This window comes from Leclercia sp. LSNIH1, from assembly GCF_002902985.1.
Classification (GTDB): domain Bacteria; phylum Pseudomonadota; class Gammaproteobacteria; order Enterobacterales; family Enterobacteriaceae; genus Enterobacter.
On sequence record NZ_CP026167.1, the window covers coordinates 2,466,498 to 2,484,591 of the forward strand.

The 18,094-nt window shown below is 56.8% G+C and carries 20 protein-coding genes; 12 read left to right on the forward strand and 8 right to left on the reverse strand.

Annotated elements, in window-relative coordinates; genetic code table 11:
- Positions 1–42 precede the first annotated feature (42 nt).
- The 9 genes from C2U54_RS12160 to C2U54_RS12200 all read left to right on the forward strand — a co-directional run bounded on the left by C2U54_RS12160 (position 43) and on the right by C2U54_RS12200 (position 9,030).
- Positions 43–519: a YbjN domain-containing protein gene (locus C2U54_RS12160; protein ID WP_103178858.1), complete on the forward strand. Its 477-nt coding sequence runs from the start codon at positions 43–45 to the stop codon at positions 517–519.
- Between the two features lie 349 nt (positions 520–868).
- Positions 869–1,981, forward strand: a complete 1,113-nt coding sequence (gene potF / locus C2U54_RS12165; protein ID WP_103178859.1) for a spermidine/putrescine ABC transporter substrate-binding protein PotF — start codon at positions 869–871, stop codon at positions 1,979–1,981.
- Positions 1,982–2,077: 96 nt separating this feature from the next.
- Entirely contained in the window at positions 2,078–3,211 is a 1,134-nt protein-coding gene (gene potG / locus C2U54_RS12170) for a putrescine ABC transporter ATP-binding subunit PotG (protein ID WP_103178860.1), read from the forward strand.
- Between the two features lie 9 nt (positions 3,212–3,220).
- Positions 3,221–4,171, forward strand: coding sequence for a putrescine ABC transporter permease PotH (gene potH, locus C2U54_RS12175; protein ID WP_103178861.1), 951 nt, complete (start codon positions 3,221–3,223; stop codon positions 4,169–4,171).
- Positions 4,168–5,013, forward strand: coding sequence for a putrescine ABC transporter permease PotI (gene potI / locus C2U54_RS12180; protein ID WP_103178862.1), 846 nt, complete (start codon positions 4,168–4,170; stop codon positions 5,011–5,013). The genes potH and potI overlap by 4 nt, the downstream gene beginning before the upstream one ends.
- Positions 5,014–5,072: 59 nt before the next feature.
- Positions 5,073–5,561 (forward strand): YbjO family protein, encoded by a 489-nt coding sequence (locus C2U54_RS12185; RefSeq protein ID WP_103178863.1) that lies wholly within the window; start codon positions 5,073–5,075, stop codon positions 5,559–5,561.
- 40 nt (positions 5,562–5,601) lie between these two features.
- Positions 5,602–6,729, forward strand: coding sequence for a 23S rRNA (uracil(747)-C(5))-methyltransferase RlmC (gene rlmC / locus C2U54_RS12190; RefSeq protein WP_103178864.1), 1,128 nt, complete (start codon positions 5,602–5,604; stop codon positions 6,727–6,729).
- A gap of 157 nt (positions 6,730–6,886) precedes the next feature.
- Positions 6,887–7,579, forward strand: coding sequence for a response regulator transcription factor (locus C2U54_RS12195; protein ID WP_103178865.1), 693 nt, complete (start codon positions 6,887–6,889; stop codon positions 7,577–7,579).
- Positions 7,576–9,030, forward strand: a complete 1,455-nt coding sequence (locus tag C2U54_RS12200; RefSeq protein WP_103178866.1) for a sensor histidine kinase — start codon at positions 7,576–7,578, stop codon at positions 9,028–9,030. The genes C2U54_RS12195 and C2U54_RS12200 overlap by 4 nt, the downstream gene beginning before the upstream one ends.
- Positions 9,031–9,177: 147 nt before the next feature.
- Here the strand turns inward: C2U54_RS12200 and artJ are convergent, their stop codons facing one another.
- The 6 genes from artJ to C2U54_RS12230 form a co-directional block, all read right to left on the reverse strand.
- Entirely contained in the window at positions 9,178–9,909 is a 732-nt protein-coding gene (gene artJ, locus C2U54_RS12205) for an arginine ABC transporter substrate-binding protein ArtJ (protein ID WP_103178867.1), read from the reverse strand.
- 173 nt (positions 9,910–10,082) lie between these two features.
- Positions 10,083–10,751: an arginine ABC transporter permease ArtM gene (gene artM / locus C2U54_RS12210; protein ID WP_039029540.1), complete on the reverse strand. Its 669-nt coding sequence runs from the start codon at positions 10,749–10,751 to the stop codon at positions 10,083–10,085.
- Positions 10,751–11,467, reverse strand: a complete 717-nt coding sequence (artQ, locus tag C2U54_RS12215) for an arginine ABC transporter permease ArtQ (RefSeq protein WP_103178868.1) — start codon at positions 11,465–11,467, stop codon at positions 10,751–10,753. The genes artM and artQ overlap by 1 nt, the downstream gene beginning before the upstream one ends.
- Positions 11,468–11,473: 6 nt before the next feature.
- Complete coding sequence (gene artI, locus C2U54_RS12220; protein ID WP_103178869.1) at positions 11,474–12,205, reverse strand: arginine ABC transporter substrate-binding protein ArtI; 732 nt, start codon at positions 12,203–12,205, stop codon at positions 11,474–11,476.
- A gap of 19 nt (positions 12,206–12,224) precedes the next feature.
- Positions 12,225–12,953 (reverse strand): arginine ABC transporter ATP-binding protein ArtP, encoded by a 729-nt coding sequence (artP, locus tag C2U54_RS12225; RefSeq protein ID WP_039029538.1) that lies wholly within the window; start codon positions 12,951–12,953, stop codon positions 12,225–12,227.
- A gap of 237 nt (positions 12,954–13,190) precedes the next feature.
- Positions 13,191–13,709 carry a lipoprotein gene (locus C2U54_RS12230; protein ID WP_103178870.1) on the reverse strand — a complete coding sequence of 173 codons (519 nt, stop codon included), beginning with the start codon at positions 13,707–13,709 and terminating at the stop codon, positions 13,191–13,193.
- Positions 13,710–13,824: 115 nt separating this feature from the next.
- Between C2U54_RS12230 and C2U54_RS12235 the strand changes: the two genes are divergently transcribed.
- The 3 genes from C2U54_RS12235 to C2U54_RS12245 all read left to right on the forward strand — a co-directional run bounded on the left by C2U54_RS12235 (position 13,825) and on the right by C2U54_RS12245 (position 15,852).
- Positions 13,825–14,148, forward strand: coding sequence for a heavy metal-binding domain-containing protein (locus C2U54_RS12235; protein WP_103178871.1), 324 nt, complete (start codon positions 13,825–13,827; stop codon positions 14,146–14,148).
- The gene (locus C2U54_RS12240) at positions 14,145–14,975 is read left to right on the forward strand and encodes an N-acetylmuramoyl-L-alanine amidase (RefSeq protein ID WP_103178872.1); all 831 of its coding nucleotides are present in this window, start codon (positions 14,145–14,147) and stop codon (positions 14,973–14,975) included. The genes C2U54_RS12235 and C2U54_RS12240 overlap by 4 nt, the downstream gene beginning before the upstream one ends.
- Before the next feature lie 253 nt (positions 14,976–15,228).
- Entirely contained in the window at positions 15,229–15,852 is a 624-nt protein-coding gene (locus tag C2U54_RS12245; RefSeq protein WP_103178873.1) for a helix-turn-helix domain-containing protein, read from the forward strand.
- Here C2U54_RS12245 and C2U54_RS12250 read toward each other — a convergent pair.
- Positions 15,846–16,499, reverse strand: coding sequence for a hypothetical protein (locus tag C2U54_RS12250; RefSeq protein WP_197431837.1), 654 nt, complete (start codon positions 16,497–16,499; stop codon positions 15,846–15,848). The genes C2U54_RS12245 and C2U54_RS12250 overlap by 7 nt on opposite strands.
- The gene (locus C2U54_RS12255; RefSeq protein WP_103178874.1) at positions 16,499–18,076 is read right to left on the reverse strand and encodes an ExeA family protein; all 1,578 of its coding nucleotides are present in this window, start codon (positions 18,074–18,076) and stop codon (positions 16,499–16,501) included. The genes C2U54_RS12250 and C2U54_RS12255 overlap by 1 nt, the downstream gene beginning before the upstream one ends.
- Positions 18,077–18,094: the final 18 nt, after the last annotated feature.

Here is an 18,094-nt window from a genome sequence, read left to right on the forward strand (position 1 = left end):
GGCCTGGGCCAGGCACTATTTTTTTGAAGGGGTTCCACCGTTATGGATTCACTTGTAGTACCGACACTTGATACGTTACGCCACTGGCTGGACAACATGGGCGTCAGCTTTTTTGAATGCGACACCTGCCAGGCGCTGCACCTGCCGCACATGCAAAACTTTGACGGCGTGTTCGATGCCAAGCTCGATCTGATCAATGACGTCATTCTTTTCTCCGCGCTGGCGGAGGTCAAACCCTCGGCGCTGCTGGCCTTAGCATCGGATTTGTCCGCCATCAATGCCAGTTCTTTGACGGTAAAAGCATTTCTCGATATACAGGATGATAATCTGCCAAAGCTGGTGGTTTGCCAGTCTTTATCCGCGTCCGTTGGGCTGACCTTCCCGCAGTTCGCGGCCTTTATCCAGCAGAGCGAAGAGCAGATCTCTATGGTGATGCTGGAAGCCAGCGCCCATCATCTGCTCTACAACGCCGAAGAGGGCGCTGAGCAGCCTGAATCTGCGGGCAATTTTCTGCACTAAAGCTGTCTGACATTTAGGCAGTCGCTGTTGTGGCGGCTGCATAACACCCGTTTTTCTGCTGACTTTAACCTTTCTTTAAAGAATTATTCACCGCCATCCCGCCAATTCGGCTTATCACATAGATACTTCTTGCATAAAAAATTGTTAAAAGGCGTTTTTTAATCTGAGCTATAGCTACGGAGACAAGCTACAGTTTATTCTTGCGATGCTGTTAAACGCGAGCAGATACAGCCACCTGAGTAACATCTTCTGCTACAGGCGGAGTGATAAATTATGCACGTTTCTTGCATAGGCTAAGAGTGTTCATTTTTAGTGCGTTTGTTAACGTGCTTTCAGAAGGATTAACGCTATGATCGCTTTAAATAAAAAATGGTTATCGGGTCTGGTTGCGGGCGCGCTGATGGCGGTCTCTGCAGGCTCGCTGGCGGCAGAGCAAAAAACGCTGCATATCTACAACTGGTCTGATTATATCGCCCCGGATACGGTGGCCAATTTTGAAAAAGAGACCGGGATTAAAGTCGTCTATGACGTCTTCGATTCTAACGAAGTGCTGGAAGGCAAACTGATGGCGGGCAGCACCGGCTTTGACCTGGTCGTACCGTCAGCCAGCTTCCTGGAACGTCAGCTCTCTGCGGGCGTGTTCCAGCCGCTGGATAAAAGCAAACTGCCGGACTGGAAAAACCTCGACCCTGAGCTGCTGAAGCTTATCGCCAAACACGATCCGGACAATAAATACGCCATGCCGTACATGTGGGCCACCACCGGCATTGGCTATAACGTCGAGAAAGTGAAACAGGTGCTGGGTGCCGATGCGCCGGTAAACAGCTGGGACCTGGTGCTGAAGCCAGAGAACCTCGAGAAGCTGAAAAGCTGCGGCGTGTCGTTCCTTGATGCGCCTGAAGAGATTTTTGCCACCGTCCTGAACTATCTCGGCAAAGATCCCAACAGCACCAAAGCGGATGACTACACCGGTCCGGCCACCGACCTGCTGCTGAAGCTGCGTCCAAATATCCGTTACTTCCACTCCTCCCAGTACATCAACGATCTGGCAAACGGCGATATCTGCGTAGCCATCGGTTGGGCAGGGGACGTGTGGCAGGCGGCGAACCGCGCGAAAGAGGCGAAAAACGGCGTGAATATCGCCTATTCAATCCCGAAAGAGGGGGCAATGGCCTTCTTTGACGTCTTCGCGATGCCAGCCGATGCAAAAAACAAAGAGGAAGCCTATCAGTTCCTGAACTATCTGCTGCGTCCGGAAGTTATCGCCCACATCTCTGACCACGTCTTCTATGCCAACGGCAACAAAGAGGCCACGAAACTTGTCAGCGCTGAAGTGCGTGATAACCCGGGGATCTACCCGCCGGCAGAGGTGCGCGCCAAGATGTTTACCCTGAGCGTGCAGGAGCCGAAAATTGACCGCGTCCGTACCCGGGCGTGGACGAAAGTGAAAAGCGGTAAATAACCGTTCGTCGTAGGCCGGGCAAGCGTAGCGCCCCCGGCAACAGGCGCACCGTTCTGGTGCGCCTGCACCATTTTGATTGATGCCGGAGAGCACCCCGTGAACGACGCGATCCCCCGCCCGCAGGCGAAAACCCGTAAAGCGCTGACCCCGCTGCTGGAAATCCGTAACCTGACCAAATCTTTTGATGGTCAGAATGCCGTGGATGATGTCAGCCTGACTATCTACAAAGGTGAAATTTTTGCTCTGCTTGGCGCATCTGGCTGCGGGAAATCGACCTTGCTGCGCATGCTCGCCGGGTTTGAACAGCCCAGCGCCGGGCAGATTATGCTGGATGGCGTCGACCTCTCCCGGGTGCCGCCCTATCAGCGCCCGATCAATATGATGTTCCAGTCTTATGCCCTCTTTCCGCACATGACCGTGGAGCAGAACATCGCCTTTGGCCTGAAGCAGGACAAACTGCCAAAAGCGGAAATCACCGCCCGCGTGGCCGAAATGCTGAGCCTGGTGCATATGCAGGAGTTTGCGAAGCGCAAGCCGCACCAGCTCTCCGGCGGCCAGCGTCAGCGCGTGGCCCTGGCCCGTAGCCTGGCGAAGCGGCCAAAGCTGCTGCTGCTCGATGAGCCGATGGGGGCGCTGGATAAAAAGCTGCGCGACCGTATGCAGCTGGAAGTGGTGGATATTCTCGAGCGCGTGGGCGTGACCTGCGTGATGGTAACCCACGACCAGGAAGAGGCGATGACCATGGCCGGGCGTATCGCCATCATGAACCGCGGCAAGTTCGTGCAGATTGGCGAGCCGGAAGAGATTTACGAGCACCCGACCACCCGCTACAGCGCCGAATTTATCGGCTCCATGAACGTATTTGAAGGGCTGCTGAAAAGCCGCGAAGAGGACGGGCTGGTGATTGACTCACCGGGGCTGATCCATCCCCTGAAAGTGGCGGCGGACAACTCGGTAGTGGATAACGTGCCGGTCTACGTGGCCCTGCGCCCGGAAAAAATCACCCTCTGCGAAGAGGCGCCCGCGGATGGCTACAACTTTGCCGTGGGGGAGGTGGTGCATATCGCCTACCTCGGCGATCTCTCCATCTACCATGTCCGCCTGAAGAGCGGGCAGATGATCAGTGCGCAATTGCAGAACACCTTCCGCTACCGCAAGGGGTTGCCAACCTGGGGTGACGAAGTGCGTCTGTGCTGGGAAGCCGATAGCTGCGTTGTGCTGACGGTATAAGGAAGGGCGATGAACAAACCTGAACCTGCGACCCGCGTAGCGGCGGGCATTGATACCAGCTGGCTGACCCGTATGCAAATGGCTCACGGGCGTAAGCTGGTGATTGCGCTGCCCTATCTGTGGCTGATCCTGCTGTTTCTGCTGCCGTTCCTGATTGTGTTCAAAATCAGCCTGGCGGAGATGGCGCGGGCGATCCCACCCTACAGCGATCTGCTGGAGTGGGGGGACAGTCAGCTGTCGATCATGCTTAACCTGGGCAACTTCCTGCAGCTGACCGAGGATCCACTCTATTTTGAGGCCTATCTGCAGTCGTTGCAGGTCGCGGCTATCTCGACGATCTGCTGTCTGCTGCTGGCCTATCCGCTGGCGTGGGCGGTGGCGCACAGCAAGCCCTCAACGCGTAATATTCTGCTGCTGCTGGTGATTTTACCCTCGTGGACCTCGTTTCTGATCCGCGTTTATGCCTGGATGGGGATCCTGAAAAACAACGGCGTGCTGAATAACGTTCTGCTCTGGCTCGGGGTTATCGACCAGCCGCTGACCATTCTGCACACCAATCTGGCGGTCTATATCGGCATTGTCTACGCCTATCTGCCGTTTATGGTGCTGCCTATCTACACCGCCCTGACGCGCATCGACTACTCGCTGGTGGAGGCGGCGCTGGATCTCGGTGCCCGTCCGATGAAAACCTTCTTCAGCGTGATAGTGCCGCTGACCAAAGGTGGGATTATCGCCGGGTCGATGCTGGTGTTTATCCCGGCGGTGGGGGAGTTTGTGATCCCGGAACTGCTCGGCGGCCCGGACAGCATCATGATTGGCCGCGTGCTCTGGCAGGAGTTCTTTAATAACCGCGACTGGCCGGTGGCCTCGGCGGTGGCGATCGTGATGTTGCTGCTGTTGATCGTGCCGATCATGTGGTTCCACAAGTACCAGCAGAAACAGATGGGAGATCACGGATGAACAATTTACCGGTAGTGCGCTCTCCGTGGCGGATCCTGATCCTGGTCCTCGGCTTTACCTTCCTCTATGCGCCGATGCTGATGCTGGTGATCTACTCCTTTAACAGCTCGAAGCTGGTGACGGTGTGGGCGGGCTGGTCAACGCGCTGGTACGGCGAGCTGTTCCGCGACGAGGCGATGATGAGCGCCGTGGGCCTGAGCCTGACCATTGCCGCCTGCGCGGCGACGATGGCGGCCATTCTGGGCACGATTGCCGCGGTGGTGATGGTGCGCTTTGGTCGTTTTCGCGGGGCCAACGGCTTCGCCTTTATGATCACTGCCCCGCTGGTGATGCCCGATGTCATCACCGGCCTGTCGCTGCTGCTGCTGTTTGTCGCCATGGGGCATGCCATCGGCTGGCCATCGGATCGTGGCATGCTCACCATCTGGCTGGCCCACGTCACCTTCTGTACCGCCTATGTGGCGGTGGTCATCTCCTCGCGCCTGCGCGAGCTGGACCACTCCATTGAAGAGGCGGCGATGGATCTCGGGGCGACGCCGCTGAAGGTCTTCTTCATCATCACCCTGCCGATGATCATGCCGGCAGTGATCTCCGGCTGGCTGCTGGCCTTTACCCTGTCGCTGGACGACCTGGTGATCGCCAGCTTTGTCTCCGGCCCGGGGGCCACCACGCTGCCGATGCTGGTCTTCTCCAGCGTGCGCATGGGGGTCAACCCGGAGATCAACGCCCTGGCGACGCTGATTCTCGGCGTGGTTGGCATCATCGGGCTGATTGCCTGGTATCTGATGGCGCGGTCTGAAAAACAGCGTCAGCGCGATATCCAGCGTGCAAGACGCGGCTGAAGCTCCTAAAATCTGCAAAGAAGCGAAATTAAGATGCCGCGTTATCGCGGCATCGTTTCATGGAAGACATCACGTTGGGATTTTTCACGAAAACAAGCCGTTCGCATGCCCGTCTGAACGTTCCTGCACTGGTGCAGGTGGCGGCGCTCGCCATTATCATGATCCGCTGCCTCGATGTGTTTATGATTTTCAATACGCTGGGGATGCGCGGGCTGAGCGAATTTGTTCACCGCAGCGTACAGACCTGGAGCCTGACGCTGGTCTTTTTCGCCAGCCTGATGCTGGTCTTTATCGAAATTTACTGCGCTTTTTCGCTGGTGAAAGGGCGTAACTGGGCGCGGATTATCTACCTGCTGACTCAGATCACCGCCACCGGCTATCTGTGGTCCGCCTCGCTGGGTTACGGCTATCCCGAGCTGTTCAGCATCCCTGGCGAGTCAAAGCGCGAGATTTTCCACACTCTGGTGATGCAAAAACTGCCCGACATTCTGGTGCTCGGCCTGCTGTTTGTGCCTGCGGCCAGCCGACGGTTTTTCCGTCTGCAATAACGTGTATAATCGCTGCCCCCAGACGTATTAAGGTTTCGTTATGCAGTGCGCACTCTATGATGCCGGTCGCTGTCGCTCCTGTCAGTGGATAGCGCAGCCGGTCTCTTCACAACTTTCCGCCAAAATGACCGATTTGCAGACGCTGCTCTCTGGCCTGCCGGTGGCGGAGTGGTGCGCGCCGGTCAGCGGGCCGGAACAGGCGTTTCGCAATAAAGCCAAAATGGTAGTCAGCGGCAGCGTCGAAAAACCGCTGCTCGGCATGCTGCACCGCGACGGCACCCCTGTCGATCTGACCGACTGCCCGCTCTATCCGGCCTCGTTCGCGCCGGTCTTTGCCGCCCTGAAACCCTTTATTGCCCGCGCGGGCCTGACGCCCTACAACGTGGAACGCAAGCGCGGCGAGTTAAAGTACATTCTGCTCACCGAAAGCCAGCTTGATGGCGGGATGATGCTGCGCTTTGTGCTGCGCTCTGAGGCCAAGCTGCCCCAGCTGCGCGCGGCGCTGCCGTGGCTAAAGGAACAGCTGCCGCAGCTGAAGGTGATTACCGCCAATATTCAGCCGGTGCATATGGCGATCATGGAAGGGGAAGAGGAGATCTTCCTCACCGACGCTCAGGCGCTGGCAGAGCGTTTTAACGACGTGCCGCTGTGGATCCGCCCGAAGAGCTTCTTCCAGACCAACCCGACCGTGGCAAGCGAGCTGTACGCCACCGCACGCGACTGGGTGCGTGGTCTGCCGGTTAACCATATGTGGGATCTCTTCTGCGGCGTCGGCGGCTTTGGCCTGCACTGCGCCACCCCGCAGATGCAGCTGACCGGGATTGAGATCTCCGCCGAGGCGATCGCCTGTGCCACTCAGTCCGCCGCGGAACTGGGGCTGACGAATCTGCACTTCCAGGCGCTCGATTCGACGCAGTTTGCCACCGGCCAGGGCAACGTGCCGGAGCTGGTGCTGGTAAACCCGCCGCGCCGCGGTATCGGTAGGGCGCTGTGTGACTACCTGAGCCAGATGGCGCCAGAGTTTATTATCTACTCCAGCTGCAACGCCCAGACGATGGCGAAAGACATTCGCGACCTGCCCGGTTACCGGATTGCGCGGGTGCAGCTGTTCGATATGTTCCCGCATACTGCACACTATGAAGTGCTGACGCTATTAGTTAAATCCTGAGACCTTGCCCGGCGGCGCTACGCTTGCACGGGCCTACGGTTTCCCAGGCCGGGTAAGGCGTAGCCGCCACCCGGCGACAATCTTAAACAAAATGTGAACGTTTCCCTCCCCGGAAATCGGGTAAGCTTTAGCAGTTAAGATTCAATAAGGCTGACCGATGAAGCACATCCTGCTGGTGGAGGACGACGGCGATATCGCCGCATTACTGCGCCTCAATTTAGAAGACGAAGGTTACGTGATTACCCATGAAGCGGACGGGGGCAGGGCGCAGCAGCTGCTCGGGCAACCTCACTGGGACGCGGTGATCCTCGATCTGATGCTGCCCAACGTTGACGGGCTGACCCTCTGTAGAACGATCCGCGCCCGGGACCACTACCTGCCGGTGATTATCATCAGCGCCCGCAGCAGCGAAACCGAGCGTATTCTGGGCCTGGAAACCGGGGCCGATGACTATCTGGCTAAACCCTTCTCGGTGCAGGAGCTGGTGGCGCGCATCCGGGCGCTGTTCCGTCGTCAGCAGGCGATGGGGCAGCAAACGTCCGGGCTGATTAATGCCCACGGCCTGACCATCGACCCGCTGGCCCGCAGCGTGCTGCTGCGCGGCGAGGTGGTTGACCTGACGCCGCGCGAGTTCGACTTACTTTACTTTTTTGCCCGCCATCCAGGCGAGGTCTTCTCCCGGCTCGCCCTGCTCGAACAGGTGTGGGGATACCAGCACGAAGGGTACGAGCACACCGTCAACACCCATATCAATCGTCTGCGGGTAAAAATTGAGAAAGATGCCGCCGAGCCGGAGATCATCCGCACCGTCTGGGGTAAAGGCTATCTGTTTGCGGAACGCCCGCTATGATCCGCCGTCTCACCCTGATCTTCATCCTCCTGCTGACAGGCTGTGCGGCGGTGGCCTGCGCGGTGCAGCTCTGGACCAGCATGCAGTATGGCAACGCCATGGTGCAGCGCCTCTCCGGCGGGCTGGCGCAGCACATTGCCCAGCGCGAAACCCTGCTGGATGCACACGGGCAGGTGGATCGCTCCCGTCTCAAGCCGCTGTTCGACAGGCTGATGACCTACAACCCCAGCGTGGAACTCTACATCCTCTCCCCGGACGGGCAGATCCTTGCCGATGCCGCGCCGCCGGGGCATATCAAACGCCAGCGCCTCGCCGTTGCGCCGGTACAGCAGTTCCTGAGCGGCGGGATGATGCCGGTCTACGGCGACGACCCGCGCAGCCTGACGGGAGAGAAGGTCTTTAGCGCCGTGCCGCTGCATCAGGACGGCGTGCTGCGCGGCTATCTCTACATCATTTTGCAGGGTGAAGAGCTGAACGCGCTGGCGGAACAGGCATGGCAGAAAACGCTCTGGAGCACGGTGCTCTGGTCGCTGCTGCTGGTGGCCCTTTTCGGCGCGCTGGCGGGCGGCCTGGTCTGGTACTGGGTGACCCGGCCGGTGAAGCAGTTAACCGACGAGGTGAGCGGCCTGGATCGCGAGAGTATGCACGTCATCAAGCAGCTTGCCACCCAGCCCATACAGACCGCGCCCTCTGATGAAGTGGCCCTGCTGCGCAACACCTTTATCGAACTGGCGCAGCAGATTGCCAGCCAGTGGGATCAGCTGGCCGACAGCGACCGGCAGCGCCGGGAGTTTATCGCCAATATCTCCCACGATCTGCGTACCCCGCTGACCGCGCTGCTGGGCTATCTGGAAACTTTGTCGCTGAAATCGGGTACGCTATCCGCAGAGGAGACGCAGCACTATCTCGCCATTGCCCTGCGTCAGGGGCATAAAGTGCGCCATCTGTCGCAGCAGCTGTTTGAGCTGGCGCGCCTTGAGCACGGCAGCATCAAGCCCCAGCGCGAGCGCTTTGCTATCGGGGAGCTCATCTCCGACGTGGCGCAAAAGTTTGACCTGGCGGTAGAGACGCGCAAGCTGCGGCTGCATATCGACGTGCCGCGCCAGCTGCTGATGATCAACGCCGATCTGTCGATGATCGAGCGGGTGGTCACCAATCTGCTGGATAACGCCATCCGGCATACGCCGCCGGGCGGTGAGATCGGGCTGAAGGTGTGGCTGGAGGGCGAGCAATTGCAGGTGGAAGTCAACGACAGCGGGCCGGGGGTGGATGAACACCTGCGCGCCGATCTCTTTATGCGGCCTTCAGCGCTGAGCCAGCAGGCGTCGCGGGATAATCGCGGCGGGCTGGGGCTGTTGATCGTCAAAAGAATGCTGGAACTGCACGGCGGGGGGATCAGGCTGATGGAGGCGGCGAAAGGGGCGCGTTTTCGCTTCTATGTGCCGTTATAAAAACGCCGGGTGGCGGCTTCGCCTGACCCGGCCTACAAAACCACAAACCGCACCATCCGTAGGCCCGGTAAGGCGTAGCCGCCACCGGGCATCAGACAGCACCATTCGCAGGCCGGGTAAGCATTAGCGCCACCCGGCAAAACAGGCTTACTGCGGGAACCACTGGCCGCTGATTTTCTGATACGTGCCGTCGGCTTTAATCGCTTTCAGGGCACCGTTCAGTTTCTCTACCAGGGCTTTGTTATCCGGACGAACTGCGATGCCCAGGCCGGTGCCGAAGTACTGCGGATCGGTCACTTTATCGGTGGCGGTACCCAGCTGCGGGTTGGTCTTCAGCCACTCGTTCACCACCGCGGTATCGCCAAACACGCCATCAATACGGCCATTTTTCAGGTCGATAATCGCATTCTGGTAGCTGTCATAGGCGACGGTTTTCACTTCCGGGTGCTTATCCTGGAGGTATTTCTGGTGCGTGGTGCCGTTTTCCATGCCGATACGCTTGCCTTTCAGCTGCTCAAAGGAGGTGTACTGGCCTTTTTTGGCAATCACCACCGCGGAGTTGGCGTAGTACGGCTCGGTGAAGGCGACCTGCTTGCTACGCTCCGGCGTGATATCCATGCCGGAGATCACCGCGTCATATTTTTTAAATTTCAGGGACGGGATCAGGCTGTCAAAGGCGTGGTTAGTAAAGGTGCACTCGGCCTGCATCTGCTTGCACAGCGCTTTCGCCAGGTCGATATCAAACCCGACAATCTGGTTGCTGGCATCCAGTGATTCGAACGGTGGATAGGTCGCAGAAACACCGAAGTTGATTTTATCGGCAGCAGAGGCGCCTGCGGCGAAGGTAGCGAGTAAAGCGGCCAGAACTAACTTTTTCATGATGAAGCTCCCGTCTGTCAATCTTGTCATTATGTGCCGTGTCTGCGGCTGGGAGTTACATTGCCACTTAATGAATTTATATGCAATAAAAATGATTAAATATTAATTGAAAAATAAAAAAGACGGGAAGGTTTATGGGCTTCCCGTCTTTCTTAAGTCAAACATATGCAGTTTTAATTGCGGCGTTCGAAGGCGAGGGCTCTGCGTTCAACCAGACGCATCAGCAGCGTCAGCAGGCCGTTGACGATGAGGTAGATAATACCTGCGGCGCCAAACACCATCACATCGTAGGTACGACCGTACAGCAGCTGTCCGTGGCCCATCACCTCCATCAGGGTGATGGTGTAGGCCAGTGACGTACTTTTAAACACCAGCACCACTTCGTTGGAATATGACGAGAGGGCGCGTTTAAAGGCGTAGGGCAGGAGGATCGCCAGCGTATCTTTCTTGCTCATCCCCAGCGCGCCGCAGGACTGCCACTGGCCGTCCGGAATGGCGCGGATCGCACCGTAGAAGAGCTGCGTGGTATAGGCGGCACTGTTCAGCGAGAGGGCGAGCAGGGCGCAGAGCCACGGCTCCGAGAGCAGATGCCACAGCACCGGATATTCCTGCAGCGTGGGGAACTGGCCCGGGCCGTAATAAATCAGGAAGATCTGCACCAGCAGCGGCGTGCCGGTAAACAGGGTGATATAGCCGCGCACAATCCACACCAGCACCGGCGTTTTGAGCGTCAGGATGATGGTAAAAATCAGCGCCAGGATCAGCGCCACGATAATCGAGGCCACCGTCAGCGTCAGGCTGGTATGCAGCCCTTTCATCAGTTCGGGTAAATACTCAAGCATCAGCCTGGTCTCCGTTCAAAACGCGTCGCACGCAGATCAATACGCTTGAGAATGTACTGACTGAGCAACGTGATCACCAGGTAGATGGCCGCCGCCACGATGTACCAGGTAAAAGGCTCCTGAGTACGGGTGGCAATGCTTTTGGTTTGCAGCATCAGGTCGTTAACGCTGATTAAGCTCACCAGCGCGGTATCTTTCAACAGCACCAGCCACTGGTTGCCGAGCCCCGGCAGGGCATGACGCCACATCTGCGGCATCACCAGACGGAAGAAAATGGCGGTTTTCGACAGCCCCAGCGCCTGACCAGACTCCCACTGTCCCACCGGCACCGCTTTCAGCGCGCCGCGCAGGGTTTGCGAGGCATAGGCGGAGTAGAGCAGGGAGAGGGCAATCACACCGCACAGGAACGGGCTGACGTCAAAGTTTTCAATCTGCATCTGAATCGGGATCTGCACCACGCCCAGATTGAGCGTAAAGCCGTCCGACAGCGTCAGCAGCAGCTGCGAGGAGCCAAAGTAAATAAACAGCACCACCAGAATTTCCGGCAGGCCGCGCAGCAGGGTCACCAGTGCTGAGCCGGCCCAGGCGACAGGTCGCCACTTAGCCGACTCCCACACGGCAAAGATCATCGCCAGCACCAGGCCGATGATCAGCGCACAAACGGCAAGGCCGACGGTCATCCCGGCGGCGCTTGCTAATGGAAAAATTTCGTTCATCAGATCTTACTTCTGGAACCATTTGTTGTAGATGGAATCGTAGGTGCCATCTTTCTTCACTTTTTCCAGCGCAGTGTTGAATTTCTGCTGCAGCTCGGTGTTGCCCTGACGAACAGCAATGCCAAGACCGGTGCCGAAGTAGTCTTTATCCGTCACTTTATCGCCCACCGCGGCCAGCTTGTCGTTCGCTTTCAGCCATTCGGTCACCACCGCGTTATCACCAAAGACGGCGTCGATACGGCCATTCTGCAGATCCAGACGGGCGTTCTGGTAGCTGTCGTAAGGCACGGTGGTGATTTCCGGGTGCTTATCCATGATGAATTTCTGGTGGGTGGTGCCGTTCTGCACGCCCACTTTCTTGCCTTTCAGCGCGTCGATAGAGGCATATTTACCCTTCTGACCGATGAACAGGGCGGAGTTCTCATAGTACGGCGTACTGAACAGAACCTGCTTCTCACGTTCCGGGGTGATGTCCATACCGGCCATCACCGCGTCGATACGACGGAATTTCAGGCTTGGGATCAGGCTGTCGAAAGACTGGTTGGAGAAGGTACAGGTGGCGTCGATCTCTTTACACAGGGCGTTGGCCAGATCCACGTCAAAGCCCACAATCTTGTTATTCGCATCCATAGACTCAAACGGAGGGTAGGAGGCTTCCGTGGCAAAACGGATGGTCTGTGCTGCGGTGGCAGAGAGGCTAACGCTGGCAAGCAGCGCGGCAATCACTATTTTTTTCATTGTCGTTCTCTCGGTTCGATTAGTGAGACAGATAATTTCTGAATGCATCGGTCTGCGGCTCGGCAAAGCAGCGCGCATCCCCTTGCTCCACAATATGACCGTTTTCCATATAGACCACACGGCTGGCGGTTTTACGCGCCACTTCCACCTCGTGAGTCACGATCACCTGGGTAATGTTGGTCTCCGCCAGCTCGCGAATGATACTGACGATCTGGGCAGTGATTTCCGGGTCGAGCGCGGCGGTGGGTTCATCAAACAGGAGAACCTGCGGCTCCATCATCAGGGCGCGGGCAATGGCCACACGCTGCTGCTGGCCCCCGGAAAGGTGCAGCGGATAACGGTCGCTGTAGGGCTTCAGGCGCAGACGTTCCAGCAGCTTCTCGGCACGTGCCAGCGCCTGCTCTTTTGACAGGCCCAGCACGCGGCACGGCGCTTCAATCAGGTTCTGCTGCACGGTGAGGTGCGGCCAGAGATTATATTGCTGAAAGACCATGCCGACATTCTGGCGCAGATCGCGGATCGCTTTCTCAGAAGGGGCTTTCGCAAAATTGAAGTGGTTGCCCGCAATATCCAGCGTACCGGAGCGGGGCATTTCAAGCAGATTAAGGACGCGAAGCAGCGAGCTTTTACCCGCGCCGCTGGGACCAAGCAGAACCAGCGTTTCGCCCTCAGGGCAATTCAGGGTGATGTCGAACAGCGCCTGGTGTGCGCCGTAAAAGCAGTTAATGCCGTTTAGTTGAATACTCATCGGGGCAGTCTTTACTCATCCAGGCAATCTATAGCAATTGAGGCCGCAAATAGTACCGTTGACAGAATAGTTATGCAATATAACTGCGTTAAAAGTTAAATATAAACCGTATCCATACCTAAACATAGCACAAAATAGCGGAAGGGCAGGTCGACGAGAATAAATGTCGGCATTCCTCGCGAAATGCCAGACATTTTACGGGGTTTTCCCCTGGTTAACGGTCTGAAACGCGCGCGTTTAGCGGTTTTCAATCGACTGGCGCAGGGTGCCAGCCGGGGCGTGGACAGTGCCGCCCAGGTAGCGCACGTCGTCGATAGCCCAGCACTGACCTTCCCGGATCATCAACACTTCATCCTGCCAGGTCTGGCTACCCTGCGTCAGCTTGACGCGCAGCGGAATATTTCGCGCATCGGTATTCGGGATGGTCGATGCGCTGGAGACTTCTGCTTTTTCAGGCGCGGTGGTGCGGCTGGAGAAAGGATCGTCTTTCAGCAGGTTACGGTGCTGCGGATCGCGGCTGGCATCGCTCAGCAGCTGGGCCAGGCCGTCGCTCAGGTAGGGGCGCAGGGCGGTGAGGTCATTGCTGCGGTGCGTAATGCTGTAGTCATAGAACTGTTGAGCCACGGCATCCGGCCCGCCGGTGATGCAGCTGCCGCTGCGGGTACCGATGTCCTTAAAGGCCGGGGTGACTGGCGTTGTGCAGGCGCTGAGCAGCAGCGCGCAAGGCACTAAAAGCGTCAAAGCAGAATAGCGCATGATGATTTCCTTATTAGGCTGCAATAATTAACTAACCTTTAAATCATAGCGTAACGAGCAGATAATGATTTTGTTCTTAACCGCTTAGGCCCTTAACCGCGCAAAGGAGATCAGGATGCAATTTTCAACCACCCCCACTCTGGAAGGACAACCCATCAGCGAATACTGCGGCGTGGTGACCGGGGAAGCCATACTCGGCGCCAACGTCTTCCGCGACTTTTTTGCCGGCATCCGCGATATCGTGGGTGGCCGCTCCGGCGCCTATGAGAAAGAGCTGCGTAAAGCCCGTGAAATTGCCTTCAGGGAGATGGGCGAGCAGGCGAAGGCGATGGGGGCTGACGCGGTAGTGGGGATCGATATCGATTACGAAACCGTCGGCAAAGATGCCAGCATGCTGATGGTTAGCGTCAGCGGTACGGCGGTGAAAACGCGCCGATGAAGCAGGCTTTTGCACCCCTCCTGCTGGCGCTGCTGCTGGCAGGCTGTGCGGCAGAAAAAGGGATTGTCGAGAAAGGGGCCTATGAGCTGGACACCCGGCGTCAGGCGCAGGCGGCCTATCCGCGTGTTAAGGTGCTGGTTATCCATTACACCGCCGACGATTTTGACAGCTCGCTGGCCACCCTGACCGATAAAAACGTCAGCTCCCACTATTTGATCCCGGCGATCCCGCCCCTGCATAAAGGAAAACCGCGGATCTGGCAGCTGGTGCCGGAGCGGGATCTGGCCTGGCATGCCGGCGTCAGCTTCTGGCGTGGCGCCACGCGTATTAATGACACCTCTATTGGCATTGAGCTGGAAAACCGCGGCTGGCAAAAAATTAACGGCCAGAAACGCTTTGTTCCCTTCGAACCGGCGCAGATCGCTGCCCTGATCCCACTGGCGAAAGATATTATCCAGCGTTACGACATCAAACCCCAGAACGTGGTCGCCCACGCGGACATCGCCCCGCAGCGCAAGGACGATCCCGGTCCGTTGTTCCCCTGGCAGGCGCTGGCGCAGCAGGGGATAGGCGCCTGGCCGGATCCGGCCCGGGTGGCGTTTTATCTGAACGGGCAACCGCCTTATCAACCCGCAGACAGTGCCACACTCCTCAGTTTATTATCTCGCTACGGATATGATGTTCCAGATAATATTTCGCCCGCACAACAAAAGCGCATTATTATGGCTTTTCAGATGCATTTCAGACCGCAATTATGGAATGGTGTTTCTGATAGAGAAACAATTGCTATCGCCGAAGCGTTACTTGAAAAATATGGCCAGGGATAAGCCTCGACTATCACTATTGAGGTAGTTTTCTCTGTATCGACCTTAAGATTAATCTTAGGTTCATTTGTGATTCATTTTTAGTTAATTGACTTAAAATTACCCGAATATAATATGTGCATATAGCTTGCTAACTATTAGGTAGAGCAAATATTATTTGATAGTCATTCTCAGCAAAATTATTTTGAATTATCTGTTGCGACGTTTCTGACGCAGTGGGCTGCTTTATCCATAAAAAAATTAAACAGGCATAATAATGTTAAACGTATACTGTAAAAATAATCGACCGAAAAAGGCGATTGACGCCCTTGTTGCCGCTACGGCGGATTATCCTGAAAAAACATTAAAAAAATGGCAGAAAATTATTACCGCCGATTCACAATATGTTCATGTGATGGTCAGCGGTGAAATCGAAATTCGTCGTAACTCTGACGAGTTAAGTATGTTTACCATGCGTCAGGCCGGATTTTTAGGCATCTCAGCCATCTATAACACCGCCTCCCGCATGTACGGTCTGGTACGCGATACCACCATCATTCGCACCATCAGACGTGATGAATTCGAACGTCTTATTAGCGAGAAAAACCTTTGGCCAGAATTCAGCCAGTACTTAATCTGGTATATCGACATACTGAGCAAGCGCGATGATATTCTGGTGGCCCGCAGTGCTTATTCTATAGTCCGGGAATTCCTCCTCGAAATTAATGACCTGATTGTTCATCAGAATCGTGATATTAACGTATATGACTATATTCAGGAATACACCAGCCTGGCGCGCAGCACCATTATTAAAATTCTCTCAGACCTGAAAAAAGGTCATTACATTGTGGTTGAAAAAGGCAAATTAATAAATATCACCAGCCTGCCTGAACGCTACTGATAACCATTACGAATATCTCCATGGGTTAACGCCTGTGGAGATTTTTTTCGCATCGATGCATCTATTTTTTCTGTTTTTAACGCTGCCGTCTGATTTATCACCCGATTCGTCGTCTCAGAATCATATTGCGTCTCATCAACCGGCGCATCCGGTATCTTTCCCTGCAAATAATCTTGCTGCTGCTCTTTCAGCGCCTCCATAAACCGTTCTTTTAGTGAATCGGCATCTGTTTCTTGCCGGGCGGTATGCGTATCGGGCAACGGTTCACTGGAAATGTCATTGTCCGGAGCCTGCTGCCAGTCTAATGACTTATCCATCATCAACGGATCGTCTGACGGTAGCGGTGGTGCGGCATACTCCGCAGCTTTTGGTTTCGGTTCCGGGAACGGTTTTGAGACATAAACATAATGCATCTCCGAAAGCTGCGTATCCGGTTGCGCCACGCTCACCGGTTTGGGGATCGGCGCCGGATGTCGAAGATTCCAGTAGAGATGGGCGTACAGCCCGGCAATCAAAATGGCCCCCACGCAGCATAAGCAGGCCAAAGTTCGGAAGGCGATCCTATGCAACGCGGGAAGGCGGTAAGAGAACCAGACCGCCTCGCCGGTATTAAAGCTGCGCTGGGCAGCGAGGCATATAGTAGACATTAGTGCGTTTTTCCTTGCGCCAGAACATGCGGTGCGGTGTCAGCGACCGGGGAGAGAACCGTCGGAATAGTGTTATTGGCCCGCATTAGCTGCATCAGCGTCTCTTCCCCCGGCATACCGTCAACGTTCAGCCTTGCCTGGGCCTGAAATTCGCGGGTGCGCTGCACCAGCGTCTGCGTCCAGGTGTGAGCATGGGTTTCGGGTTCATGCAGCGCCTGGCTGAGTTGTGTATCAATCCAGGCCAGATCCTGGCGGCTGCTGGCGGCGCCGACCATATCTTGTCCTGCCGGGGTCAGACGGTGCAATAACGTGTAATTCCCGGTGGCGTGGGCGTTAAACCAGCTGCGCTTCACCTGCCAGGTGCGATTATTCAGCAGCAGATCCAGCGAGTTTGCCCCAACGCGGGCTACCACCGCATAGTTCAGGTGATCGCCGGTTTTCAGTTCACTCACCCACGGATAGCCCTCTTTTTCCAGCGCCTGCAGCGAGGCGTTGCCCTGTTTACAGATGAGATTCACCCGGGCGGCATTCTGGCAAAGCGCCTCGTCCGTTGAGGGATCGTACCCCCACATGGTGTAGAGCTGATGCATGGCGTCCGGCGCATTCACCACCTCTTTATCAAGGGTCGGCAGAACCGGCGCCTGCGGTGTGCGGACTGTCTGTTTCCAGCTTGCCGGAACAGGCAGCGGCACGGGGAGTTTCGCTGTGATGGCGCCCGAGAAATACCATCCGCAGGCGGCAAACAGCACGCTGGCGAACAGGCCGACCGTCGCCAGGGTTTTGCGATGGGTGTTGCGCGGCAGCACTTCACCCGCCGCCAGACGTAAATGGCGTGGCCCCACGCCGGGCGCCCGTTCGGTCCAGGCCGCCAGTAGCGACAGGTGCGCCAGCGCGTTCAGCTGGCTCACCGATCCTCTGGTCAGGGCGTGCATCCGGCGTATGCGGGCAGGGGTAAAGGGGGACGTTTCCGCCCCATGCTCCTGCGATTGCGCCTCAACATAGCGCATCACTTCGCGACAGGTGAGCGGGCGCAAGGTATGGCGGGTATGCACCCGGGACGCCAGCCCAGAGCGCTTCATCAGACGCGCATCCTGATCAGGGGTACCGGTCAGGACCAGCGTCAACGACAGATCGCACTCCTGCGCCCGGGAGAGCAGCATGCCCAGCGCCTCCCAGCCGTTATCGCGCATCGCCTGAACGGCGGAGAGGGTCACGACCATGCCACTCGTTTTGCTGGCTGGGTATTTTTCGTGCCACTGGCGCAGTACCGCGTCAACAGCCTGAATTTTGTTGCTGGCCTCTTTGGTCTGGGCGCTGAGTTTATACAGCAGCCCCTTCGCGCTTAGCTTTGGAAAAGCGTTAACGGCAACCCCGGCGGAGGCGTTCGCCAGTAGGTGTCCGGTGAAGGTGTTGAGCAGTGCCTCGTCATCGCCAAACAGCGCCACAATCCCGGGCACGGTTGATTTCTCTGCCAGCATGCCGAAGACATCCTGATGATAGGCCGCAAAGAAACTGCCGCAGGGGCGGGCTGCGCTCCTGAAGGGGGGGCGGGTAAATTTAAAATGGCTGAGGAACATAACGCTTCACCGATCTAT